This window comes from Nocardia sp. CS682, from assembly GCF_004634405.1.
Taxonomy (GTDB): Bacteria; Actinomycetota; Actinomycetes; order Mycobacteriales; family Mycobacteriaceae; genus Nocardia; species Nocardia ninae.
In genome coordinates, this window is the sequence record NZ_CP029710.1 from 7,109,475 (window position 1) to 7,134,227 (window position 24,753).

A 24,753-nucleotide genomic window follows, 5' to 3' on the forward strand; every position below is an offset into this window, starting at 1 on the left:
GTGCACATGGTCGGTATCGGTGGTGCCGGAATGTCGGGCATCGCTCGGATTCTGCTCTCCCGGGGCGGCGCCGTGTCCGGCTCCGACGCCAAGGAGAGCCGCGGTGTGCTCGCGTTGCGGGCACGCGGCGCGCAGGTGCGCATCGGCCACGACGCCAGTGCGCTCGACCTGCTGCCCGGCGGCCCGACCGTGGTGGTCACCACCTACGCGGCCATCCCGAAGACCAATCCCGAACTGATGGAGGCGAATCGGCGCGACATCCCGGTGCTGCTGCGCCCGGCCGTGCTCGCATCGCTCATGCAGGGGCACCGCACCCTGCTCGTGTCGGGCACGCACGGCAAGACCTCCACCACCTCGATGCTCATCGTGTCGTTGCAGCACTGCGGATTCGACCCGTCCTTCGCGGTCGGCGGCGAGCTGAACGAGGCGGGCACCAACGCCCACCACGGCACCGGCAAGATCTTCGTGGCCGAGGCCGACGAGAGCGACGGGTCGCTGCTGCAGTACGACCCGGACGTCGCGGTGGTCACCAACATCGAGTCCGACCACCTGGACTACTTCGGCACCGACGAGGCCTATGTCCAGGTCTTCGACGATTTCGCCGACCGGCTCGCCGAGGGTGGCCTGCTGGTGGTCTGCCTGGACGATCCCGGTTCCCGGGCGCTGGCCGAACGGGTCGGCGCCAGGCTGGCCGAGAAGAACATTCGCGTCCTCGGCTACGGCTCCGGCGAACTCGCCGACGCGCCGGTGCCGGTCGGTGTGCGGCTGCACAGCTGGGAGCCGCGCGATGTCGGCGGTATCGCCCAGTTCCAGCTCGACGACGAGGCCGCGCCGCGCACCCTGCGGTTGTCGGTGCCCGGCAGGCACATGGCGTTGAACGCGCTGGCCGCGTTGCTCGCCGCCCGTGCGGCCGGGGCAGACGTGGACGAAATCATCCAGGGTCTGGAGGGTTTCGGTGGCGTGCACCGGCGGTTCCAGTTCGCCGGCCGGGAGAACGGGGTGCGCGTCTTCGACGATTACGCCCACCATCCGACCGAGGTGCGTGCCGTGCTCGGCGCCGCGGCGGAACTGGTGCAGCAGGAGGCCAGGGACGGGGCGCGGTCGCGGCAAGGCCGGGTGATCGTGGTGTTCCAGCCGCATCTGTACAGCCGCACCGCGACTTTCGCGAAAGACTTCGGCGCCGCGCTCAGCCTGGCCGACGAGGTGGTCGTGCTCGACGTGTACGGCGCCCGGGAGAAGCCGCTGCCCGGCGTGAACGGCGCGCTGGTGGCCCAATCGGTCACCAAACCCGTGCATTACCAACCGGATATGTCGCGGGTCGGCCGTCAGGTCGCCCGGCTCGCGCTGCCCGGCGACGTGGTGATCACGATGGGCGCGGGCGATGTGACCATGCTCGGCAGCCAGATCCTCGACAGCTTACGGGCGCGCCCCCAGTACGGGCGGTGAGGCCGTGACTCGCAGGGAGCGTGGCGACGGTTCGGTGCGCAGGGCGGGTCTCGGTTCGGTGCGCTCGGCCGGCGCGTGGCTCGGCCCGGACGGCTGGCGCCGGGTCCGGCTGTGGGGATTGCTGGGCGTGTGCGTCCTTGCAATAGTCGGCGGCGTCGCGCTGTTCACGCCGGTGCTCTCGGTGCGTACCGTCGAGATCGACGGCGCGGTCGCGGTACCCGAACAGCAGGTGCGCGAGCTGCTCGAAATCCCTTCGGGGCGCTCGATGCTGCGCATCGACACCGACGCCGTCGCCCGGCGAGTGGCGAGTATTCCGAAGGTGCGCTCGGCTCGGGTGCAGCGGGTTTTTCCGTCGACGGTGCAGGTGACGGTGGTCGAGCGGGTTCCGGTGCTGTACTTCGAGAGTCCGCAGGGCGCACATCTGCTCGACGTGGAAAGCGTGGAGTTCGCGATCGAGGACGTGCCGATCGGGGTGCCCAAGTTGGTCACCGATCACCCGGCGAGCGATGCCCCCGCGACCAGGGCCGCGGTCGCGGTGCTCGCCGCGCTGCCGCCCGCGCTGGGCATCCAGGTGGACGAGGTTGTGGCGCGGTCCATTTCGGATGTTTCGCTGAATCTGAAGGATGGGCGCACGGTACTCTGGGGCGGGATGAACGATGCCGAACGCAAGTCGGCGGTCGTGCTTCCGCTGCTGACCCGCCCTGGAACGGTGTTCGATGTTTCGAGTCCTAATCTGGTCACGGTAAAGTGAGCGATACCCATTGCGCCCGCATCGAATTGCAGAATTCGATGGGCGGCGTTCGCCGACTCTCCGGAGTCGCGCGGACCGTCGCCTCCGGGCCTGACGCTCACGCCGCCGGCCCTCGCGCCGCGCGGCAAGCGCCGGGGGGCAACCGTTCACCATACGTCGTGCGGGGCTGCGAGACGAGAGGGATCACACAAGATTCTGTCTCTCGTTTCGGCGCGCCTGCGCGTGTATTGCGGCGGCGGCGAATAGCGTTCCGCAGCAGTCGGATACTTGACATAACGCTAACCCTATGGTTGAGGTTTAGGGTTTGCCCGGGCGGCGGTTCGCTGAGTGAAGCCGCTCAGGCGAACTTCGGCCCGGCAGAACGGGCGAAGTGTCTCGAATCCGAAAACGACAGGCTTTAGATCGAAGGAAGGCGAGAGCCCATGACGCCCCCGCACAACTACCTTGCCGTGATCAAGGTCGTCGGTATCGGCGGCGGCGGTGTGAATGCCGTCAACCGGATGATCGAACAGGGCCTCAAAGGTGTCGAGTTCATCGCGGTCAACACCGACGCGCAGGCCCTGCTGATGAGCGATGCCGACGTCAAGCTCGACGTCGGCCGCGAACTCACCCGTGGTCTCGGCGCAGGCGCTGATCCGGAGGTCGGCCGCCGCGCCGCCGAGGACCACAAGGACGAGATCGAAGAGGTGCTCAAGGGCGCCGACATGGTCTTCGTGACCGCGGGCGAGGGTGGTGGCACCGGCACCGGTGGCGCCCCGGTCGTCGCGCAGATCGCGCGCAAGCTCGGCGCGTTGACCATCGGCGTCGTCACCCGGCCGTTCTCCTTCGAGGGCAAGCGGCGCGGCGGCCAGGCCGAAACCGGCATCACCCAGCTGCGCGAGTCCTGCGACACGCTCATCGTGATCCCCAACGACCGGCTGCTCCAGCTCGGCGACGCGGCGGTCAGCCTGATGGACGCGTTCCGCTCGGCGGACGAGGTGCTGCTCAACGGTGTCCAGGGCATCACCGACCTGATCACCACCCCGGGTCTGATCAACGTCGACTTCGCCGACGTCAAGAGCGTGATGTCCGGCGCGGGCAGCGCGCTGATGGGCATCGGCTCCGCGCGCGGCGAGGGCCGCTCGGTGAAGGCGGCCGAGTCGGCGATCAACTCACCACTGCTCGAAGCGTCCATGGACGGCGCGCACGGCGTGCTGCTGTCCATCGCGGGCGGCTCCGACCTCGGCCTATTCGAGATCAACGAGGCTGCCTCGTTGGTTCAGGAGGCCGCGCACATCGAGGCCAACATCATCTTCGGCACGGTGATCGACGACTCGCTCGGCGACGAAGTACGAGTCACCGTGATCGCAGCGGGTTTTGACGGTGGAGGACCCGCCCGGCGTACCTTCGACACCGCCAGCCGGGGCACCATCGGATCGGCCCGCGCAGGCGAGGTCGGCCAGAGCCGTACCGCCGAGGTCGCGGCACGCAGCACCGACGTCGCGTCCGCCACCGCGAGCTCGACCAGCTCGACCCGCGGCGCGGTACCGAGCTACCGCGACACCGAGCGCGCCCGTTTAGCGGAGCCGACCGTGGCGAGCAACGCGCGCACCCACATCGAACCGCCCGACGACGATGACGACGATGTCGACGTGCCGTCGTTCATGCGGCGCTGACACCGGGCAGCTTGCACTGTTGAAGGCCCTGACCCCGACGGGTGCAGGGCCTTCGTCGTACCCGACGCGGTCCGTCGTGGTCGCGGCGAGCGAAAGTTGTTGATCTCACAGCGCGTTCCGTCAGGTCATAGAACCGGCGGGCCCGGTGCGGGGAACGGGAGCTCTGTGCGATCGGCCGGCCGGGACGGTTGACTACGCTCGGGGGCATGACTTCTGCTCCTACGCTGACCGTTCGACGGGTGACGACGACCAGGGCGGGTGGGTTCTCGGCCCCGCCGTACGAGTCGTTCAATCTCGGTGATCATGTGGGCGACGATCCGGCGGCGGTGCGCCGCAATCGGGATCGGCTGGCCGAGGGGATCGGGTTGACGCCCGACCGGCTGGTGTGGATGGAACAGATTCATGGGCGCAATGTCGAGATCATCGACGGGCCGCGCGATGAGCCGGTGCCCGCCACCGATGCGATCGTGACCAGGGTGCCGGGGCTGGCGCTGGTGGTGTTGACCGCCGACTGTGTGCCGGTGCTGTTGTCCGACGACGAGGCGGGGGTCATCGCCGCCGTGCATGCCGGTCGGATCGGGGCGCGGATCGGGATCGTGCCTCGGGTGCTCGAGGCGATGGTGTCGGTCGGCGCTCGGCTGGATCGGATCGGCGCGTTCCTCGGACCCGCCGCGTCCGGGCGGCAGTACGAGGTGCCCGCCGCGATGCGCGCCGATGTGGAGAAGCATCTGCCGGGCAGCGCCGCCACCACGGTGCGCAAGACTCCGTCGCTGGACCTGCGGGCCGGTATCAGCAGGCAGCTGCTCGAGGCAGGGGTCAACGGGGTTGCGATCGACCCGCGCTGCACGATCGAGGACCACACGCTGTTCAGTCATCGCCGCGGCGCGCCGACCGGCCGGCTCGGCAGTGTCATCTGGTCGGAGGCGCGGTAGTGAATGAGGTTGCGGCGCAAGTCGACGCGCGCACCGCGGAGCTGGCCACCAATCTCTCGGCGCTGCTGCAGCGGGTGGACGCGGCATGCCTCGCGGCGGGGCGCGCGCCGGACTCGGTGCGTCTACTCCCCGTGACGAAGTTTTTCCCGGCCGAGGATGTGGCGATCCTGTATCGCTTGGGCCGCCGCGAGTTCGGCGAATCGCGCGAGCAGGAGGCCACCGCAAAGGTGGCAGCACTGCCATCTTTGGTCCGTCAGGCGGCCGACAGTGACGAAGGACTCCCGGATGTCCAGTGGCACATGATCGGACGCCTGCAGCGCAACAAGGCACGTGTGGTCGCGCGCTGGGCACACACCGTGCATTCGGTCGACAGCGAACGCCTGGCAACGGCACTTGACGCCGGTGCGCGCACCGCGTTGGACGCGGGCCAGCGCAGCGAGCCGGTACGCGTCCTGCTGCAGGTGAGCCTGGATGAAGACCCTTCTCGCGGCGGTGTCGCACCCGACGAGCTGGCCCGGCTCGCGGAACATATTGCGGCGTCCGCGGGATTACGACTGTCCGGTCTGATGGCTATTCCGCCATTGGGGGTTGAGTCTGATGCCGCATTTGCACGACTTGCGACTTTGCACACCCTGCTGCTCGCCGAGCATCCCGGTGCGACAGAACTTTCCGCAGGAATGTCGGGCGATCTGGAATCTGCCATCCAACACGGCGCCACGTGTGTGCGTGTCGGTACCGCCTTGATGGGCGCTCGACCGATAACCTCGGCGTAGCAAAGAAACCTCATCAGTCACATTCGACACATATGCTTGAGACAGACGAGGGCTGAGCAAGACTTCAACACCCGGCCGCCACCGGGGCCGAAGGAAGGTCGACCAACATGAGCGAGCGGAGCGAGCGAGTTCTCGACGCAGCCACGATCGTGGTCATGACTGCGCCGAGCGTCAGCGAGGTGCAGTAATGAGCACGCTGCACAAGTTCAAGGCGTACTTTGGCATGGTTCCGCTCGAGGACTACGAGGACGACTACGTCGACGATCGTGCCCCGCGGGGTAGCGACGAGCGTGGTGTCCGTCGCCCTCGGCCCCGTGACTACTCCGACCGCTATGTCGAAGATCGTTACGGCGCGGACCCTTACGGCGCCGACGGCTTCGACCGCGAGGACGCCGACTACCCGGAACCCGCCTACAAGTCGCCCTACAAGGGCGGTTACCCGGTATCCCGGCGTGACGAGTACGCCGACGAGCCCTACGGCGAGGACCGCTACGAGCCGGCCCGCAGGCCCACCCGCATCGACGCCGCGCCCTCGTCCGGCCGGTTCCGCGCGGGCGGCACCGCGCCGCCGCCGCTGCGGGGCACCACCCGTGGTGCGCTCGCGGTCGATCCCGACGCCGAGGAGCGACGGCTGGAGGAGCGCGTGCGCCCCGAGCCGGCACCCGCGCGCAGGCCGGGGATCTTCGAGGACGGAGGCCCCTTGTCCAAGATCACGACACTGCGCCCGCGCGACTACAGCGAGGCCAGGATCATCGGCGAGCGGTTCCGCGAGGGCAACCCGGTCATCATGGACCTGGTCGAGCTGAGCAACGCCGACGCCAAGCGCCTGGTCGACTTCGCCGCCGGGCTCGCGTTCGCGCTGCGTGGCTCGTTCGACAAGGTGGCCACCAAGGTGTTCCTCCTCTCACCGGCCGATGTCGACGTATCAGCCGAAGAACGCCGACGCATCGCCGAAACCGGCTTCTACAACCAGAAATAAGGTCGTGATCTGGGGGGCGTTGCAGACCGGTCGCAGGTGGGGCGGCGCGGTCATTTTGCGCAAAGCGGATTTTGCGGCAGAGTGAACTCGTGGCCTTGTTCGCGGTGCTGTACTTCGTACTGTTCATCTTCTGGCTGTTGCTGATCAGCCGGGTGATCGTCGAGTTCATCCGAAGCTTCGCGCGCGACTGGCGCCCGACCGGTGTCGTTGTCGTCATCCTCGAGGTGATCTTCACGATCACCGATCCGCCGGTGAAACTCCTGAGGCGCTTGATACCACCGGTGTCCCTGGGAGGAATTCGCCTGGATCTGTCGATTATGGTCCTGCTTTTCATCGTCTTCATCTTGATGTCGATCGTGGGCAGCCTTGGGCAGTCGGCAACCCCGGTGTGACAGAATGGGCCATGAAGTAGCTTGCTAGATCTGCTAGATCTCCAAAAGACGCGTGAAGGGATCCTTCCATGCCGCTGACTCCAGCCGATGTGCACAACGTCGCGTTCAGCAAACCGCCGATCGGGAAGCGCGGCTACAACGAGGATGAAGTCGACGCCTTCCTGGATCTCGTCGAGCAGGAACTCTCGCGTCTGATCGAGGAAAACGCCGACCTGCGTCAGCGGGTCGCCGAACTCGACGCAGAACTTGCTGATGCCAAGAAGAATCGCGGCCCGGTCGGCCCGAACAACGTGAAAGCGCCTGTCCAGCAGGCCCCGCCGCCGCAGCCGGAGCCGATCAAGCCCCCGGTCCAGCAGGCCCCGCCCGCGCCGATGCCCGCCCCGGCTCCGCCGAAGGAAGCCCCGAGCGCGGACGCCAACCTGCAGGCCGCGAAGGTGCTCAGCCTCGCCCAGGAGATGGCGGATCGGCTCACCAGCGACGCGAAGGTGGAAGCGGAAAACCTGCTGTCGAACGCGCGGGCAAACTCCGAGCGTCTCGTCGGCGATGCCAGGACCCGCTCCGAGGCGATGATCGCCGACGCGCGCCAGAAGGCCGACGCGATGCTGTCGGACGCGCAGTCCCGTTCGGACAACCAGCTGCGCCAGGCGAAGGAAAAAGCCGACGCCCTGCAGGCCGATGCCGAGCGCAAGCACACCGAGATCATGGCGACCATCACCCAGCAGCGCAGCGTGCTGGAGAGCCGGATCGAGCAGCTCAAGACCTTCGAGCGCGAGTACCGGGTGCGGCTGAAGTCCTACTTGGAATCGCAGCTCGAAGAGCTGGAGAACCGCGGCTCTGCGGTCCCGGTCGACGGTGGCGAGGCCTTCGCGGACGCCAACACGGCCAACAACCTGCAGCCCGCCTCGTTCGCCAAGGGTGGCAAGTAACCCGCTCGCCTCGAGCGCACCACAGTTCGTACAATTGAAGAAACTGTCGAGCCGCCTGGGGTCACCATGCTCGTCTTGACGCTCGTACTTGCCGCCGTCGGCTTCGCCCTGCTGGTAGCCGCGCTCACCACCGGATCGGTGATCTGGGCGTGGGGTTGCATCCTGGTCTGCGTGCTCGGCGCCGTGCTGTTACTGGTCAGTGCGCTGTCTATGCGTCGGCCGGACGAGGACGCCGCGCCACCGCCGGGGCGTCACGCCAAGCGCTAGGTAGGCGGCACCGTAATCAGGTTTGACCGCACTGGCTAGAATCAAACATGAACATGGTGTTGATCCGGCCATCACCGGGGAGCCTTCGGAAGAACAGCACCCGCGGCCTGCTCGGCGGCGGTGCCCAGTAGAACCGAACGGGTGAGCCCGTCACAGCTCACAACGAGAGGTTCGGCCGCTCTGGCCGGACAAGCGGGGTGGTACCGCGGTATCGACGCACCGGCGTCGGCATCGTCCCCGTGCCAACGTAAACGGCACGAGGAGACGCACCCGCGATGGCGGACCAAACTTCCAGCAACAGCGGATACCCGCGCGTGGACCTCGGTGTCGGCACGGGCTCGGCGTTCCCCGCGATGGAGCGCCGCGTGCTAGACGCCTGGGCGGCCGCCGACACCTTCCGCGCGAGCATCGAAAACCGTTCCGGGGCAGCGGAGTTCGTCTTCTACGACGGACCGCCGTTTGCCAACGGTCTGCCACATTACGGGCATTTGCTCACCGGATACGTCAAAGACCTGGTACCGCGTTTCCAGACGATGCGCGGCAAGCGGGTCGACCGGCGATTCGGCTGGGACTGTCACGGATTGCCCGCGGAAATCGAAGCGGAGAAACAGCTCGGTATCACGGACAAATCACAGATCGACGAGATGGGCCTCGCCGAATTCAACGCGGCCTGTAAATCTTCCGTGCTCCGTTACACCGGTGAATGGCGCGATTATGTGACACGTCAGGCGCGCTGGGTCGACTTCGACAACGACTACAAGACACTCGATCTCGACTTCATGGAGTCGGTGATGTGGGCGTTCAAGTCGTTGCACGAGAAGGGGTTGATCTATCAAGGCTTCCGGGTGCTGCCCTACAGCTGGTATGAGCAGACGCCGCTGTCGAATCAGGAAACCCGCCTCGACGATGCGTACAAGATGCGCCAGGACCCGGCGGTCACCGTCGACATGGTGCTGCGTGTCCCCGCCGAGCATCCGCTGCACGCCTTGGACGGCGCCAACGCGCTGATCTGGACCACCACCCCGTGGACGTTGCCGTCGAACCTCGCGATCGCCGTGCACCCCGACATCCGCTACGTGCACCTGCGCGCCGCCGACGGCAAGCGCTATCTGCTGGCGGCCGAACGCGTGTCGCACTACGCCCGCGAATTCGGTGACGAGCCCGAGACTCTCGGTGAGTACGACGGCGCCGCGCTCACCGACCTGTCCTACGAGCCCCCGTTCGACTTCTTCGCCGGCCACCCGCGCGCGCACCGCGTGCTGAACGCCGACTACGTGACCACCGACTCCGGTACCGGAATCGTGCACCTCGCACCGGCATTCGGTGAGGAGGACATGGACGTCGCCACGGCCAACGGCATCGAGATCGTGCAGCCGCTGGACCCGGGCGGCAAGTTCACCTCGATGGTGCCGCCGTACGAGGGCCTGATGGTGTTCGACGCCAACCCGGTCATCATCAAGGACCTCAAGGCCGCCGGAAAGCTGTTGCGGCACGAGACGATCGAGCACTCCTACCCGCACAGCTGGCGCTCCGGCCAGCCGCTGATCTACATGGCGGTGCCGTCCTGGTTCGTCGCGGTGACCAAGTTCCGCGACCGGATGGTCGAGCTGAACCAGCGGATCAGCTGGGTGCCCGAGCACATCCGCGACGGCCAGTTCGGCAAGTGGCTCGAGGGCGCGCGGGACTGGAACATCAGCCGGAACCGCTACTGGGGCAGCCCGATCCCGGTGTGGGTCTCCGACGACCCGGCCTACCCGCGGATGGACGTGTACGGCTCGCTCGACGAGCTGGAACGCGACTTCGGCGTGCGCCCGGACGACCTGCACCGCCCGATGATCGACGAGCTGACCCGGCCGAACCCGGACGACCCGACGGGGCAGTCGACCATGCGCCGGGTGCCCGAGGTACTCGACTGCTGGTTCGAGTCGGGCTCGATGCCGTTCGCCCAGGTGCACTACCCGTTCGAGAACAAGGAGTGGTTCGACAGCCACTTCCCCGGTGACTTCATCGTCGAGTACAACGGGCAGACCCGCGGCTGGTTCTACACGCTGCACGTGCTCTCGACCGCGCTCTTCGACAGCCACGCCTTCAAAACCGTTGCCGCACACGGCATCGTGCTCGGCGACGACGGCCTGAAGATGAGCAAGTCCAAGGGCAACTACCCGAACGTCAACGAGGTGTTCGACCGGGACGGCTCCGACGCGATGCGCTGGTTCCTGATGAGCTCGCCGATCCTGCGCGGCGGCAACCTCATCGTCACCGAGCGCGGCATCCGCGAGGGCGTCAGCCATGCGCTGCGGCCGCTGTGGAACGCGTGGACGTTCCTGAACCTGTACGCCTCGAAACCGGGTACCTGGCGCACGGATTCGCCGAACGTGCTGGACCGCTACATCTTGGCCAAGCTCGCGCAAACCCGCGACGCGATGACCGAGGCGCTGGAGGCCTACGACATCGCCGGGGCCTGCGAGCAGCTGCGCGGATTCGCCGACGCGCTCACCAATTGGTATGTGCGCCGGTCGCGTTCGCGCTTCTGGAGCGAGGAGCCGGATGCGGTGGACACGCTGCACACGGTGCTCGAGGTGGTCACCCGGCTGGCCGCGCCGCTGCTGCCGCTGATCACCGAGGTGATCTGGCGTGGGCTCACCGGTGGCGAGTCGGTGCACCTGACCGATTGGCCCAAAGACGGTGAGCTGCCCGCCGATCCGGAGCTGGTGGCCGCGATGGACGAGGCCAGGGTGGTCTGCTCGACGGTGCTGAGCCTGCGCAAGGCGCAGAACCTGCGGGTGCGGCTGCCGCTGGCCGAGGTCACCATCGCCGCGGCCGACGCCGAGCGGCTCGCGCCCTACGCCGACATCATCGCCGACGAGGTGAACGTCAAGAAGGTCGACCTGACCACCGACGTCGCCGTGCACGGCCGGTTCGAACTGGTCGTCAACGCCCGTGCCGCAGGCCCGCGCCTCGGCAAGGACGTGCAGACGGTGATCAAAGCGGTCAAGGCAGGCGAATGGTCCGCCGATGCCGACGGTGTCGTCACCGCCGCCGGAATCGCCCTACTCCCCGAGGAATACACCCAGCGCCTGGTGGCCGCCGAACCCGAGTCCACCGCCGCCCTGCCCGGCAATGCCGGCCTGGTGGTGCTGAACTCGGTGGTCACCGAGGAACTGGAGGCCGAGGGCTGGGCCCGCGACCTCATCCGTGATCTGCAGGAGACCCGAAAGTCCTTGGGCCTCGACGTTTCCGATCGCATCTCGGTGCTGCTCGAGGTACCGGCCGACCGGGCCGGGTGGGCCGAGACGCACCGCGCGCTGATCGCGGGCGAGATCCTCGCCACCACCCTCACCTTCGGCGATGCGGGGGCTGACGCTGCCGATCTGGTCGGGGGAGTGCGGGCGCAGGTCACCAAGGCCTGACACGTCGAGTAGCCAGGGCGGGACCAGATGGTCCCGCCCTGGCTGGTCCGACTGCTGCACCGCGATCCCGCGTTCGGCGGCCTTGTAGGCGCCCATCAGGCCGGCGCCGTCAACTGCTGCATGATCGCGGCGGTGTCCAGCCAGACATTCTCCCGGCTGATCTTGTCGTCGCGGATCTCGCAGACGTGCAGTATCCGGAAATCGATGGGGCGGTTGCCGCCGGGGATGCCCAGGAACGTGCCGGTAGCCCGGCCGTACCAATGGGATTCGTCGACGAAGAAGTCCTCGCCGTAGTACCGGTGGACGGTTTCCATCTTGTCCTCGCTGATCGCGTCGAACAGGTCGCGGTAGCGCTGGGCGATCGCGGCCGGGTCGCGCAGGGTGCCCTGGGGATCGCCGACGGCATCGTGCTCGACGTCCTCGGCCAGGGTGTCCATGATCGCGTCGACATCGTTGGCAGCCTCCGCCGCGCAGTGCCGTTCGAACAGCTCGTCCATCTCTTCACGTGTCATCGGCCACGCCCTCCTGAAAGTGAGAATCTGCTATCGTGGTGAGATGACTTTCTCACGGCGAGATGAGATTCTCAATAGCGGCCGAGCGGCGAATCAAAAGATGCGCACCAGGGAAGCCCTGCTCGCGGCCGCGTTGGAACTCGCTCGCCACGGTCACTCGCCCTCGATCGCCGAGGTCGCCGAGGCCGCGAAGGTCTCCACCGCCACCGCATACCGGTACTTCCCGAACCCGCAGTCGCTGTGGTCGGACATGGCCACCCGGCAGGCGGGGACCACCGGCGGCTTTCCCGACTTCCTCGACGACCTGCCCGATGATCCGGAGCAGCGCATCGACCGAGTGGTGCGCGAGGTTTGCGCCTTCCAGTTCGCGGACGAAGTGGTGTGGCGTGGCGTACTGCGGGCAACCCTCGATCGCTGGTTCGGTCAGATCGATGTCGCTGAGGCGGAACGGGTTCCGGTGCGCGGTGTGACCCGGCTGGAGATGGCGCGGGTCGCCTTGGCGCCGTTGCGGGACACGTTGTCGGCCGAGCGGATGGAGCGCTTGGTGAACGCGGTGACGCTGGTCTTCGGGGTCGAAGCCCTGGTATCCACCCGCGACACCTGTGGGCTCGACGTCGCCGCGGCCACCGAGACGATGAGCTGGGCGGCCCGCTCTTTGGTGCGCGCCGCCATTGCCGAAGCGGGCGCCGACTAACTTGTGGCTTACCTGCGCTCGAATCATATGTGATGTAGATCACATGCCAGAAATTTGCTGAACCGGGGTTGCTCGTTCAAGCGGCACGGCAGAATCGAAGATGGTGCTGCTGTTGCGGAGATCGACTTCTGGGGCAGTAGTGAGTTCGTGAGTTGTCCTACCTGAACGCGCTGTGCCAGGTGTTTGTTCGCCGGACACGGCGGCTGCGGCCCCTGTGGCGCTGCTCGACCCAGGCGTCAGCCGGGACCGCCGGATGGTGGCCCGCGCGCCGGGCCGCCGGAAGGGACGAGCACGTGAACAGAAAACCCTTGCGTCGCATCGCTTTCGGATTCCTCCTAGCGACAGCCGCGACACTGATCCTGGCGGGTCCGGGCTGGTCGGACACCGGTAGCGCTACCGGCAGCGCCCAATCCCTGTCCGCCTCCGGCTCGGCCGCGATCCCGCTGCCGAGCTCGAACGGGGTGGGTGCGCTGGCGGCGGCCGTCTCCCAGACCGGAAAGCCCTACGAGTGGGGCGGCACCGGCCCGTTCACCTGGGACTGCTCCGGCCTGGTCCAATGGGCGTTCCGGCAGGTCGGCGTCCGCATTCCGCGCACGACCTGGGAGCAGGCCAGAGCGGGCGCACCCGTCCCGTACTACGCGCTCTCGCCCGGTGACGTGGTGGTGCTGAACACCGACGGCTCGCACGTCGGCATCTACGCCGGCTTCGGCCAGATCTTCAACGCCTACGACTGGGGCGTACCCGTCGGCCTCAGCCCGCTCAAGCAGTTCGACATCTACGCCATTCGCCGTTTCTAGCCGCACATCCGCTGATGTCCCGCAGTGGAAATCGCAGGCGATTCGATCCGCGGGACATCAGGATGTGTGCGGCTCAGTCTTTCTCGTCGACCAGGCTGCGCAGCAGTGGGGCGTACTGCGGGTTGGCCAGCGCCGAGGCGAACTGGGCGACCAGGTAGTCGGCGGGGTTGCCGGTGTCGTACCAGCGGCCCCGGATCACCTGGCCGTAGACGGGGTTCTCGGCGGCGTGCACGTTGATCGCGTCGGTCAGGTAGACCTCGCCGGAGCGGTGCTCGTACCAGGCCTTGGTCTGCGCGCGCAGTTCGTCGATGATGCCGGGAGTGACGACATAGCCGCCGATCGCGGCGAAGTCCGACGGCGCGTCCTCCGGCTTGGGCTTCTCCCGCAGGCCGGTGATGCGCAACAGGCCGTGCCCCTGGTCGTCGGCGACGACCGGGACGCCGTAGCGCTGCGACTCGGCCGGGTCCATCGGCATCAGCGCGAGCACCGGGGCGCCGGTGGCCTCGTAGGCGTCGATCAGCTGCTGGGCGCGCGGCACCTCGGCGACGAACACGTCGTCGGGCCACAACACCAGCATCGGCTCGTCGCCCAGATTGCGGGCCGCGTTCAGGACCGGGGTGCCGTTACCGTAGGGGCCGTGCTGGTCGAGGTAGGTGATGTGGCCGAGCCTGGACAGTTCACCCACCTCTTGGACCGCGTCGGCGTAGGCGGTCTTGCCGTCCGCGCGTAGCTGGGCCACCAGCGCGGGGTTGGGGCGGAAATGGTCCTGGATCAACGATTTTCCGCTGCTGACCACGATGGTGATGTCGGTGATGCCCGACGCGACCAGCTCGCGGACCGTATGTTCGATGACCGGCTTGTCGCCGACCGGCAGCATCTCCTTCGGGATGGCCTTGGTCAGCGGGAGGAGCCGGGAACCGATACCGGCGGCCGGGATCACGGCCTTGCGGATCTTCATAGGTCCGATCATCACACATGAAGCTGTGCGGCAAGGGCGGTCCCCGCGCTTCGTCAACTGTTTACCGAAACCGTGTAGTGCGGCCGGGCGGGTGATATCTGCCCAGGTCGTGGGCTGGTTGTCCGTTCAAGATAGAAATTGCGTCGCTTCGGATCGCTACAGGAAACCGACAGCTAGTGCGCAGTCACCACACAGCGTCGGTGCCTGCCCGATGCTGTCGGTGGGCGGGCGTAGATTTCCGAATGTGAGTACGGACAAGGCGGTTGTCGCCGACCGGGTGCCCGCGGAGCGTCTGGCGAATTCGTCCTGGCTGGGGGAGTTCGTGTGGCGCACCGCCGACGTGCTGCCGGTGCGCGTACCAACGTCCAGGAAATCTTCGGCGAAACCACGGTGAGTGCACAGCATCCACTGACGCGCGCCGACGCACAGAGCACTGCCCGGCGCTGGGTGCTGCACATCGATATGGATGCGTTTTTCGCGTCCGTAGAACAGTTGACGCGTCCCACGTTGCGCGGGCGCCCGGTTCTCGTCGGCGGCATCGGCGGGCGCGGTGTCGTCGCGGGCGCCAGTTACGAGGCGCGGGTGTACGGCGCGCGTTCGGCGATGCCGATGCATCAGGCGCGCAGGCTGGTCGGCGTCACCGCGGTGGTGGTGCCGCCGCGCGGTGCGGTGTACGGCGTGCTGAGCGGGCAGGTGTTCGACACACTGCGCAGCCGAATCCCGGTGCTGGAGACGCTCTCGTTCGACGAGGCGTTCGGCGAACCCGCCGAACTGGCCGGGGCCACGGTGGCCGAGGTACAGGAGTTCTGTGCCGACCTGCGCGCCGCGGTGCGCGAACGCACCGGCCTGACCGCGTCCGTCGGCGCGGGCACCGGTAAGCAGCTCGCCAAGATCGCCTCGGGACTCGCCAAACCCGATGGTATCCGGGTGGTTTCGGCGGTCGAACAAGCACAGATGCTGGCCGCGCTGCCGGTCCGGAAGCTGTGGGGGATCGGCCCGGTGGCCGAGCACAAACTGCGCTCGCTCGGCATCGAGACGGTCGGTGCGTTCGCCGCGCTACCGGAATCGGAGGCGATATCGATCTTGGGCGGTGCGGTCGGCGCCGCGCTGCATCGCCTCGCACGCGGTATCGATGATCGACCGGTCGCCGAGCGGGCCGAGGCCAAGCAGATCAGCGCCGAGACCACCTTCGAGACCGACATCGTGACGCTCGCGCAGCTGCGCCCGGCGATCGAGGCGATGGCCGCGTCGGCGCATCGTCGCCTGATCGCCGACGGGCGCGCCGCCCGCACCGTGGTGCTCAAGCTGAAGAAGTCGGATATGAGCATCGTGACGCGCTCGTTCACGCTGCCGTACGCGACCGAGGATCTCACCACGCTGTCCACCGCCGCGCAGCGTTCCGCGATCGACCCGACCGAGCTCGGCCCGATCCGGCTGGTCGGGGTCGGCTACGGCGGATTGTCCACGGTGCGGCAGGAGTCGTTGTTTCCGGAATTGGATCAGGCGCCGGTCGCCGAGGACGGTGTCTGGGAACAGGCCGCCGCGCCGGCCGAACCGGCGGCGGAGGCACCGGCGACCTTACCGCTCGCGACCGCGTTGTCGGTCCCGCTCTGGCATCCCGGCATGGACGTCGAACACTCCGAGTACGGCCACGGCTGGGTCCAAGGGGGTGGATACGGCGTCGTCACCGTGCGATTCGAGACTCGCTCGACCGGTCCTGGCCCGGCCCGCACCTTCGCCGCCGACGACCCGGGCCTGAGCAGAGCCGATCCGCTGCACAGTCTGCGGTGACCGGGTCGGCGCAGCGCTCGACATCGCCGAGCCCACCGCGTACGTTCGCTGCCGACGACATCAGTCAGTCCCGTGTGGGTCCACGCGGTGGTCCTCTGTGCCGGTAGCCTGGGAGCTCGTGCAGCGCCGCCGGTCGGGTGGAGGCTGCCATTGGTGGACATGACACGGACCTACTCGAACGCAAAGGACGAGCAGTTGAAGCTTCGTAAGACTGGACGCATCGCGATCGCCGGCCTGGCCATCGTTGCCGCGCTGGGTATGACCGCGTGCGGCGACGACAAGGACAGCAAGCCGGCCGCCAAGACGTCGACCAGCGCCAAGGCGTCGGCGTCGGCCGCTGCGAACCTGCCGCCGGTCCCGACAGTCGCGGAGCTGAACGCCGCACTGGCCCGCGCGCTGGACCCGGCGGTTCCGGCGTCGGAGAAGCTGGACGGTGTCCAGGGTGCCGAGGCCGACCCGACCCTGCCGGATCGCCTCTCGCAGGCCGCCAAGGGCGCCGACGTGAAGATCGAGGTCACCGATGTGACCGAGTTCGGCGACAGCGTCAACGCCAAGGCCAAGTTCGTGGTCAACGGCCAGGAGAACCTCGTCGACGTGCCCTTCGTCGCCGACAACGGCAAGTGGAAGATCCAGAAGTCCTGGGCCTGCGCCATGCTGACCAACCTGGGCCAGACCTCCACGGCCTGCAGCTAGTTCGTGCCGTCGCGGCCGGCTCCCAGCGAGCCGGCCGCGACAACGGTCTTCGTTCGAGACGGTGACCGAATATGCAGGCTGAGTACGTGATTCGGGCGCCGATAGCTGGGACTCTGTGTCATCCGATGATTACGCGCTAGCATCCAGCGTCGTGACTGTCAGTGACGCTGTGCGTGAATCCGCCCAACCGCCGGCACACCAGGAGCCGCAGGATTCCGGAGCGCACCGCGGCGTCGCTCGCCGAATCAGGTTGCTGGCAATCGTCAGCGGGCTGCTGGCGATCCTCGCCGCCGCGTCGATTCCGTTCCTGCCGGTCGAGCAGGATCAATCCAGTGTGGCGTGGCCGCAAACGGCGGCGGTCACCTCGGTGACGGCGCCGCTGCTGACCTACGCGCCGATGGATCTCTCCGCCGAGATTCCGTGCGCCGCCTTCGACGCGCTCGCCGACTCGGGTGGCGTTGTGGTGTCGACCATTCCGCGGCAGTCGCCCGACCTGGAGCGCTACGGGTTCGTCGTCAAAGTCGTGCCCGATGCCGCGGATCGCGCGGGCCGGGTCGACGTGGTGTCGCGCAACACGCTGCTGTGGTCGGCGCCGCTGAGCGCGGTCCGCAATGGATCCTGCGCGGTCCACGTCGAGATGGATACGCAGCGGAGCACGGTCACCGCAACGGGTGTCGCGGATTCGGGCAAGGAGTTCACCACCGACATCCGTCCGCAGGTTGTCGGTGTCTTCAGTGACCTGACCGGTGCGGCGCCGGCGGGCTTGCAGGTGAATGTGCAAGTGGATTCCCGTTTTTCGGCCTCACCGACGCCGTGGAAGCTGGCCGCGATCGTGCTGGCCGTGTTGGCGACGCTGGTCGCGTTGGTCGCGCTGTACCACCTGGACAGTGCTGACGGCCGAAAGTCGCGGCGGTTCCTGCCCACCCGTTGGTGGCGGTTGCAGCCTGCCGACTACGTGGTGTTCGCGACGCTGCTGGTGTGGCACTTCATCGGGGCCAATACCTCCGATGACGGCTATATCCTGGGCATGGCTCGCGCCTCGCAGAGCTCCGGGTTCATGTCGAATTACTACCGCTGGTTCAGCGTCGACGAGGGACCGTTCTACACCCCGTACACCGACATGATCTCGCTGCTGACCCATGTGTCGTCGGTGAGTCCGTGGGTTCGGTTGCCCACCTTGCTCGTCGGTGTCTTCACCTGGTGGGTGATCAGTCGCGAGATCCTGCCCCGGCTCGGTATCGCCCTGCGCTTCGACAAGATCGTGGTGTGGACCAGCGCACTGGTCTTCCTCGCGTTCTGGATGCCGTACAACAACGGCCTGCGCGCGGAACCCTTTGTGGCGCTTGGTGTAATCCTCACCTGGGCCTCGGTCGAACGCGCCATCGCCACCCGCCGTCTGCTGCCTTACGCGTTCGCGATCATCGTCGCGGCGCTGACCCTGACCGTCGCACCGTCGGGCCTGATCTGCGTCGGCGCGCTCGCGGCCGGAGCACGCACAGTCACCGCCGTGATCGTGCAGCGGGCGAAGAGCGCCGGGTACCTCTCCTTGCTGCTGCCGTTGCTCGCCGCCGGACTGGCCGTGCTGACCGTGGTCTTCGCGGATCGGACCCTGGCCGGCGCGCTCGAAATGTTCTATGTGCACGGGCGAATCGGCCCCGGGGAGTCCTGGTTCTTCGAGTTCCTGCGTTATCAGTACCTGCTGCAGATCAACGCCGACGGCTGGCTCACCCGGCGGTTCGGTATGTTCATGCTGCTGCTCGGCCTCGCAGTCTGCGTGGCCACCATGCTGCGCCGGGGCGGCCGCATTCCGGGGACCGCCCTCGGACCGGGACGCAGACTGGTCGGCATCACCGTCGCCGCAATGGTGCTGATGATGTTCTCCCCGACGAAGTGGACCCACCAGTTCGGCGTGTTCGCCGGGTTGGCCGCCTGTGTCGCGGCGCTCACCGCCGTCTCGATCAGCCCCGCCGTCATGCGGCCGCTGCGTAACCGGGCGCTGTTCGCCACCGCTGTCTTCTTCGCGCTCGCGCTGACCTTTGTCGGCGCCAACGGCTACTGGTACGTCTCGGCGTGGGGAATTCCGTGGTGGGACAAGCCGCCGACCTTCGCAGGCTTCGGGCTGTCGACCTTCGCCGCCGGGCTGTCGGTGCTGGCGCTCGCGGTCGCGGCCTGGTTCCACATTCGGCCGGAGACACAGCCCCGCGCAGGCTCGGTGCCGGGGCGAATCGCCCGCGTTCCAGTGCTTGCCGTCGTCGCGGCCGCCATGGTGGCGTTCGAGGTGCTGTCGTTCGCGAAAGCGGCTGTGGCGCAGTATCCGTCGTATTCGATGGCGCAATCGAACCTGTCCGCCGCGTTTTCCGGTGGCTGCGGCCTCGCCGACAAGGTGTTGATCGAGACCGATCCGAACGCGTCGGTGCTGCCACCGCTGGCCGGTGATGCCGCGACCGCGCTCGCCGGTGCCGAGTCGACCGGCTTCACACCGAACGGGGTAGCCGCCGATCTCACCTCCGATGAGATCGAATCCACCACGGGCAAGGCGAATTCCGTCGCTAGCGCCGGCTCCGACGATGCGGCCGATCCGAAGGCCGGATCGAAATCGCCGGGGTCCGAGACCGGTACGTCGGGTGCGGGTATCAACGGCAGCAGCGTCCCGCTGCCCTTCGGACTCGACCCGGCGACCACGCCGGTGCTCGGTAGCTACCGCGACGGCGCCCAGGTGCCGGCGGAGCTGACCACCGGGTGGTACCGGCTTCCCAACGCCACCAACGGAAGTCGCGGCGACATCATCTCGATCGCGGTCGCCGGGCGGATCCGGCACGTCGACAGCGACGGCATCGTCCACCCCGGCCAGGACCTGCGCCTAGAGTACGGCCGCGCCGGATCCGACGGCACGGCGCTCGCGCTCGGCAGTGTGGACCCGATCGACATCGGGCCGTCCCCGTCGTGGCGCAACATGCGTGTCCCGCTGGACCAGCTGCCCGGTGACGCGGACGTCGTCCGGATCGTCGCGAGCGACAAGGATCTCGGCAAGGACCAGTGGCTCGCGGCGACGCCGCCGCGGGTGCCGCAGACGAAAACCCTGACGGCCGTGGTGGGTTCGCGGACACCGGTGCTGCTGGACTGGGAGGTCGTGCTGAACTTCCCCTGCCAGAACCTGGTGCCCACTCACGCGGGCGTCGCAGACTTGCCGACCTACCGAATCCTGCCGGACCGCAACGGCGCGACCATCACCAACCTGTGGCAGGACCACAACGGTGGCGGTCCACTCGGCTGGACCCAGCTGCTCTTCACCGCTCGCGCGCTGCCCACCTATCTGGACCAGGACTGGGACCGCGACTGGGGCTCGATCGAGCAGTACCTACCCCTCGACCCCAACGCCCAGCCCGCCAAGGTGACCATCGACGAAACCCAGCGCTGGGGCACCTGGACCCCCGGCCACATCAACACCGCCTGGTAGGCCGGACTGCGGGCCGTGCACCCTTTGTGCGAGGCGCACATCCCGTATAGCGGGTGTGTGCGCGCCGAAAAGGTCTGCGGCCGGTGCTGGCTCCCGGCGCTACCTGCGAAGGGCCATCAAACCCTTTGGTGCGTCAGCCTTTCGACTGCACCGCGAACGGGTGCTGCCAGCGTAGGCCGGGGAAGCGGGCGAACCCGCGGTCGCAGGTGATCAGTTCGCTGCCGGACTCGATGGCCAGGGCGGCGTGGTAGGCGTCGGCGACGTCGTTGCCTCGGGCGTCGATGGTGCGGCACAGGTGCGCGAAGATCTCGTAGTGGCGAAGTCCGGGGCGCACGGGACGGGAGTTCGGTGCGCCGATCAGGATCTCGGTGAATTGGAGGGCTTGGTCCGGTGGGGTCGGCGTCCGGAAGATGCGCGGATTGGTGACGACGCGAACGAACCCGCTGAGCACCAACTCGCTCAATGCGAAGGTGGCGGGTCCGTTCACCAGCGTGGTCAGCCAGTCGTGCGCGGCGGCATGGTCGGGTGATTCGACCCGGAACGCGTAGACCAGGACGTTGACGTCAGGAAGCAGCATCGGACAACGTCGATCGCAGGCGTGCGTCGTCGTCCTCGTAACCGGCGTCGCGGACCGTGTTCCACTGAGCGAGGTTGATGCCGACCTGGACCCCGTCGCCGCCGCCCGTCGGTAGGACGATGTCCATCCGTGCGGTGTCTCGTGCGCTGAGGTCTTCGAGCAGCATGCGTAACGCCTCCTCGATCAGGCTGGTCAGGGTTCGTCCGTCGCGAGCGGCCTGTTGTTTGGCGGCGCGCAGCAGCGCATCGTCCAGATCCAAAGTCGTCCGCATGCAGATCACTGTACTCCGCCGTGCAGATTTATGCATCCGCCGATTTGGGCTGCGATTCGGCAGCAATGGTGCTGGTGCGGGCCTCGCGGTGGGTGCGGCGGGCGCGCAGCAGGGCGTGGGCGGTGAAGAGGGCCAGGGCCGTCCAGATGAGGGCGAAGCCGGCCCAGCGGGAGGCGGGCATCGGTTCGTGCGCGACGGCGACGCCCCAGGCCATCTGGAGGGCCGGGGTGAGGTATTGCAGCAGCCCCATGGTGGACAGCGGAACACGTTGGGCGGCAACGGCGAACAGCAGCAGCGGGATGAGCGTGACCGGACCGGTGGCCACCATCAGCGCGGCATGCCCTGTGCTGGAACCGAATTCGCTGCGCCCCGTCAGGGCGAGCACGACCACGAAGGCGAGGGCGAACGGCGCGGCCACCACACCCTCGGCGGCGATGCCACGCACAGCGTCCAGCGGGATCACCTTTTTCACCAGGCCATACGTCGCGAAGGAGCAGGCCAGCACCAGCGCGATGACCGGCGGCCTGCCGTAGTCGACGGTGAGCACCGCCACCGCCGCGGCACCGAGCCCGAGCGCGGCCCACTGCGCCTTCGCCAGCCGCTCGCGAAAGATCAGCACCCCGAACGCGACCGTCACCAACGGGTTGATGAAGTACCCGAGTGCACACTCCACGACGTGCCCTGACGTGACGCCGAACACATACACACCCCAGTTGATCGCGATCGCGGCCGACGCCACCGCGGCCAACCGCCAGATCCGCGCGCCGATGCCGCGTAGCTCGCGCAAGCGTCCGCTCACCAGCAGCATCGCGAGCACCAACACCAACGTCCACAGAATCCGCTGCGCAACCACCTCGGCCGCACCGGCGAACGCCAGCAACCCGAAGAAAGCGGGGAACAAACCCCAGAGGAAGAACGCGCTCGTACCGAACGCAACACCCGGGATAGTCCTGCTTCGCTGCACGCTTCCGACGCTACTTCTCACGTAGCCTTGCGGTCATGTCGACTAGCGTGCAGGCCGCGCCTGCCACCGGATTGACCGCGGCGGAGGTCGAGCAACGGCGCCGCGACGGGCTCACCAACGATGTGCCGGACCGGGCCAGCCGTTCGGTCCGCGACATCGTCAGGGCCAACGTCTTCACCCGGATCAACGCCATCCTCGGCGTGCTGTTCATCCTGGTGCTGGCCACCGGATCGATCATCGATGGCATGTTCGGACTGCTGATCGTCGCCAACAGCGCGGTCGGCATCATCCAGGAGGTCCGCGCCAAGCGCACCCTGGACAAGCTGGCCATCGTCAGCCAGGCCAAGCCGACAGTGCGCCGCGACGGCAAGTCCGTCGAGCTGGCGCCGCGCGAGGTGGTGCTCGACGACCTGATCGAGCTCGGACCCGGCGACCAGATCGTGGTGGACGGCGAGGTCGCGGAGGCCTCGCTGCTGGAGATCGACGAATCGTTGCTCACCGGTGAGGCCGACCCGATCGACAAGCAGATCGGCGCTGAGGTGATGTCGGGCAGCTACGTGGTGTCCGGTAGCGGCTGCTATCGCGCCACCAAGGTCGGCAAGGACGCGTACGCGGCGAAGCTGGCCGAGGAGGCGAGTAAGTTCACCCTGGTCAAGTCGGAGCTGCGCAGCGGTATCGACACCATCCTGAAGGTGATCACCTACCTGCTGATCCCGGCGGGTGCGCTGAGCATCTACAACCAGCTGGTCTCCAGCAAGGAGTCGTGGCGGCCCGCGGTGACCGGCATGGTCGCGGCGCTGGTGCCGATGGTTCCGGAAGGCCTGGTGCTGATGACCTCGGTGGCCTTCGCGGTCGGCGTGGTCCGGCTCGGCAGGCGCCAGTGCCTGGTGCAGGAGCTGCCCGCCATCGAGGGCCTGGCCCGAGTCGACGTGGTGTGCGCGGACAAGACCGGCACGCTCACCGAGAACGGCATGCGCCTGTCCGAGATCAAGACGCTGGATTCCTTCGACGACAACGACATTCGACAAGCTCTGGCCGCGTTGGCGGCCGACGATCCGCGCCCGAACGCGAGCGTGCAGGCGATCGCCGAGGCGCTGCCGGACGGACCGGGCTGGACGCGGACCGCGGTCGCACCGTTCTCCTCGGCCAAGAAGTGGAGCGGCTGCTCCTACGGCGAGCACGGCGACTGGCTGCTCGGCGCGCCCGACGTGCTGCTCGACGCGAAGTCCGAAGATGCCAGGGTGGCAGAGGAACTCGGCTCCTCGGGGCTGCGCATCCTGCTGCTGGCCCGCAGCGACCGCCCGGTCGACGCCGCGGACGCGCCGGGTACCGTGCGGCCCGCGGCGCTGGTGGTGCTGGAGCAGCGGGTCCGGCCCGACGCCAAGGAAACGCTCGAATACTTTGCCAGCCAGAATGTTTCGATCAAGGTGATCTCCGGCGACAATGCCGTCTCGGTGGGCGCGGTGGCCGCCTCGCTCGACCTCACCGGCGGCGACCACGCGGTCGACGCGCGCCAATTGCCCGAGGGCCGCGAGCAACTCGCCGACGTGCTCGACCACGAGACCACCTTCGGCCGGGTCCGCCCGGACCAGAAGCGCGCCATGGTGGCCGCACTCCAGTCGCGCGGCCACACCGTCGCGATGACCGGCGACGGCGTGAACGACGTGCTGGCGCTCAAGGACGCCGACATCGGCGTCGCGATGGGCGCGGGCAGCCCGGCCACCCGCGCGGTGGCGCAGATCGTCTTGCTGGACAACAAGTTCGCGACCCTGCCGTACGTGGTGGGGGAGGGTCGCCGGGTGATCGGCAATATCGAGCGGGTCTCGAATCTGTTCCTCACCAAGACCGTCTACTCGGTGCTGCTCGCCTTCCTGATCGGCATCGCCGGCGTCGGCTCGCAGATCTTCGGCTACGACCCGATCGGTTATCCGTTCCTGCCGCGGCACGTCACGATCGCCGCCTGGTTCACCATCGGCATCCCGGCGTTCGTCCTCTCGCTCGCGCCCAACAACGAGCGCGCCCGCAGCGGATTCGTCCGTCGCGTCATGCGATTGGCGATTCCGTCCGGCGTGGTGATCGGCGTGGCCACCTTCGTCGCCTACCTGATCGCCTACGCCGGTCCGGAGGCGTCCGCGCAGCAGAAGGAGCAGGCGGGCACCACCGCGCTGATCACGCTGATCATGATCGCGGTATGGGTGCTCGCCATCGTCGCCCGGCCGTACGTGTGGTGGAAGGTGGTGCTGATCTCGGTGTCGGTCGGCGCGTACATTTTCCTGTTCAGCGTCCCGTTCACCCGGGAGTTCTTCAAACTGGATCCGTCCAATGTCGGGCTCACCACCGCCGCATTCATTTGTGGCGCTGTGGGTATCGTGCTCGTCGAGGTCGCGTGGTGGGTGAGCGCGACCCTGCTGGGGGAGAAGGCCGAACTCTTCCCGACCCCGAATACGGCGGTTCCCGGCAAACTGGACATCTGACCCGGCGCGCCGCGAGAACCCTTGTGCGGGGCGA

The 24,753-nt window shown here is 67.6% G+C and carries 22 protein-coding genes; 17 read left to right on the forward strand and 5 right to left on the reverse strand.

Features of this window, described 5'->3' with window-relative positions:
* The first annotated feature begins 6 nt into the window (after positions 1-6).
* The 10 genes from murC (at position 7) to ileS (ending at position 11,531) form a co-directional block, all read left to right on the forward strand.
* Positions 7-1,446, forward strand: coding sequence for a UDP-N-acetylmuramate--L-alanine ligase (gene murC / locus DMB37_RS32175; protein WP_240772603.1), 1,440 nt, complete (start codon positions 7-9; stop codon positions 1,444-1,446).
* A 4-nt stretch (positions 1,447-1,450) separates the two neighbouring features.
* Positions 1,451-2,197: a cell division protein FtsQ/DivIB gene (locus DMB37_RS32180; RefSeq protein WP_240771751.1), complete on the forward strand. Its 747-nt coding sequence runs from the start codon at positions 1,451-1,453 to the stop codon at positions 2,195-2,197.
* A gap of 422 nt (positions 2,198-2,619) precedes the next feature.
* Entirely contained in the window at positions 2,620-3,852 is a 1,233-nt protein-coding gene (gene ftsZ / locus DMB37_RS32185) for a cell division protein FtsZ (protein ID WP_135235882.1), read from the forward strand.
* 206 nt (positions 3,853-4,058) lie between these two features.
* Positions 4,059-4,784, forward strand: coding sequence for a peptidoglycan editing factor PgeF (gene pgeF / locus DMB37_RS32190; protein WP_135235883.1), 726 nt, complete (start codon positions 4,059-4,061; stop codon positions 4,782-4,784).
* Positions 4,784-5,557, forward strand: a complete 774-nt coding sequence (locus DMB37_RS32195; RefSeq protein WP_135235884.1) for a YggS family pyridoxal phosphate-dependent enzyme — start codon at positions 4,784-4,786, stop codon at positions 5,555-5,557. Before pgeF ends, DMB37_RS32195 begins: the two co-directional genes overlap by 1 nt.
* A gap of 187 nt (positions 5,558-5,744) precedes the next feature.
* Positions 5,745-6,536: a cell division protein SepF gene (locus tag DMB37_RS32200; protein WP_135235885.1), complete on the forward strand. Its 792-nt coding sequence runs from the start codon at positions 5,745-5,747 to the stop codon at positions 6,534-6,536.
* A gap of 89 nt (positions 6,537-6,625) precedes the next feature.
* Complete coding sequence (locus DMB37_RS32205) at positions 6,626-6,928, forward strand: YggT family protein (RefSeq protein ID WP_107655166.1); 303 nt, start codon at positions 6,626-6,628, stop codon at positions 6,926-6,928.
* Positions 6,929-6,996: 68 nt separating this feature from the next.
* On the forward strand, positions 6,997-7,854 hold the full coding sequence (locus DMB37_RS32210) for a DivIVA domain-containing protein (RefSeq protein WP_107655167.1): 858 nt from the start codon (positions 6,997-6,999) through the stop codon (positions 7,852-7,854).
* A gap of 66 nt (positions 7,855-7,920) precedes the next feature.
* Complete coding sequence (locus DMB37_RS32215; protein ID WP_107655168.1) at positions 7,921-8,121, forward strand: hypothetical protein; 201 nt, start codon at positions 7,921-7,923, stop codon at positions 8,119-8,121.
* A gap of 275 nt (positions 8,122-8,396) precedes the next feature.
* Positions 8,397-11,531: an isoleucine--tRNA ligase gene (gene ileS, locus DMB37_RS32220; RefSeq protein ID WP_135235886.1), complete on the forward strand. Its 3,135-nt coding sequence runs from the start codon at positions 8,397-8,399 to the stop codon at positions 11,529-11,531.
* 95 nt (positions 11,532-11,626) lie between these two features.
* On the opposite strand, the gene DMB37_RS32225 is transcribed toward ileS, so the two are convergent.
* Positions 11,627-12,043 carry an ester cyclase gene (locus tag DMB37_RS32225; RefSeq protein ID WP_135235887.1) on the reverse strand — a complete coding sequence of 139 codons (417 nt, stop codon included), beginning with the start codon at positions 12,041-12,043 and terminating at the stop codon, positions 11,627-11,629.
* 43 nt (positions 12,044-12,086) lie between these two features.
* Between DMB37_RS32225 and DMB37_RS32230 the strand changes: the two genes are divergently transcribed.
* The gene (locus DMB37_RS32230) at positions 12,087-12,737 is read left to right on the forward strand and encodes a TetR family transcriptional regulator (protein WP_135235888.1); all 651 of its coding nucleotides are present in this window, start codon (positions 12,087-12,089) and stop codon (positions 12,735-12,737) included.
* Positions 12,738-13,030: 293 nt separating this feature from the next.
* On the forward strand, positions 13,031-13,534 hold the full coding sequence (locus DMB37_RS32235) for an NlpC/P60 family protein (protein ID WP_135235889.1): 504 nt from the start codon (positions 13,031-13,033) through the stop codon (positions 13,532-13,534).
* Positions 13,535-13,607: 73 nt separating this feature from the next.
* Here the strand turns inward: DMB37_RS32235 and DMB37_RS32240 are convergent, their stop codons facing one another.
* A complete protein-coding gene (locus tag DMB37_RS32240; protein ID WP_135235890.1) occupies positions 13,608-14,492 on the reverse strand; it encodes a UTP--glucose-1-phosphate uridylyltransferase in 885 nt (294 codons plus the stop codon).
* A gap of 244 nt (positions 14,493-14,736) precedes the next feature.
* Here DMB37_RS32240 and DMB37_RS40775 point away from each other — a divergent pair, with 244 nt between their 5' ends.
* The 4 genes from DMB37_RS40775 (at position 14,737) to DMB37_RS32255 (ending at position 20,433) form a co-directional block, all read left to right on the forward strand.
* Positions 14,737-14,886: a hypothetical protein gene (locus DMB37_RS40775; RefSeq protein ID WP_167769006.1), complete on the forward strand. Its 150-nt coding sequence runs from the start codon at positions 14,737-14,739 to the stop codon at positions 14,884-14,886.
* 68 nt (positions 14,887-14,954) lie between these two features.
* Entirely contained in the window at positions 14,955-16,283 is a 1,329-nt protein-coding gene (locus DMB37_RS32245; protein ID WP_240772604.1) for a DNA polymerase IV, read from the forward strand.
* 159 nt (positions 16,284-16,442) lie between these two features.
* Positions 16,443-16,976: a hypothetical protein gene (locus DMB37_RS32250; protein WP_107655174.1), complete on the forward strand. Its 534-nt coding sequence runs from the start codon at positions 16,443-16,445 to the stop codon at positions 16,974-16,976.
* A gap of 151 nt (positions 16,977-17,127) precedes the next feature.
* On the forward strand, positions 17,128-20,433 hold the full coding sequence (locus DMB37_RS32255; RefSeq protein WP_240771752.1) for an arabinosyltransferase domain-containing protein: 3,306 nt from the start codon (positions 17,128-17,130) through the stop codon (positions 20,431-20,433).
* Between the two features lie 133 nt (positions 20,434-20,566).
* Here DMB37_RS32255 and DMB37_RS32260 read toward each other — a convergent pair whose 3' ends face one another.
* From DMB37_RS32260 to rarD, 3 genes are read right to left on the reverse strand one after another with little or no spacing between them, the layout of a single operon-like run.
* Positions 20,567-21,010: a type II toxin-antitoxin system VapC family toxin gene (locus DMB37_RS32260; RefSeq protein ID WP_135235892.1), complete on the reverse strand. Its 444-nt coding sequence runs from the start codon at positions 21,008-21,010 to the stop codon at positions 20,567-20,569.
* On the reverse strand, positions 20,997-21,281 hold the full coding sequence (locus DMB37_RS32265) for a type II toxin-antitoxin system VapB family antitoxin (protein ID WP_135235893.1): 285 nt from the start codon (positions 21,279-21,281) through the stop codon (positions 20,997-20,999). Before DMB37_RS32265 ends, DMB37_RS32260 begins: the two co-directional genes overlap by 14 nt.
* A gap of 28 nt (positions 21,282-21,309) precedes the next feature.
* Positions 21,310-22,245 carry an EamA family transporter RarD gene (rarD, locus tag DMB37_RS32270; protein ID WP_135235894.1) on the reverse strand — a complete coding sequence of 312 codons (936 nt, stop codon included), beginning with the start codon at positions 22,243-22,245 and terminating at the stop codon, positions 21,310-21,312.
* A gap of 35 nt (positions 22,246-22,280) precedes the next feature.
* On the opposite strand from rarD, the gene DMB37_RS32275 reads away from it, so the two are divergent.
* The gene (locus DMB37_RS32275; RefSeq protein WP_135235895.1) at positions 22,281-24,719 is read left to right on the forward strand and encodes an HAD-IC family P-type ATPase; all 2,439 of its coding nucleotides are present in this window, start codon (positions 22,281-22,283) and stop codon (positions 24,717-24,719) included.
* Positions 24,720-24,753 lie beyond the last annotated feature (34 nt).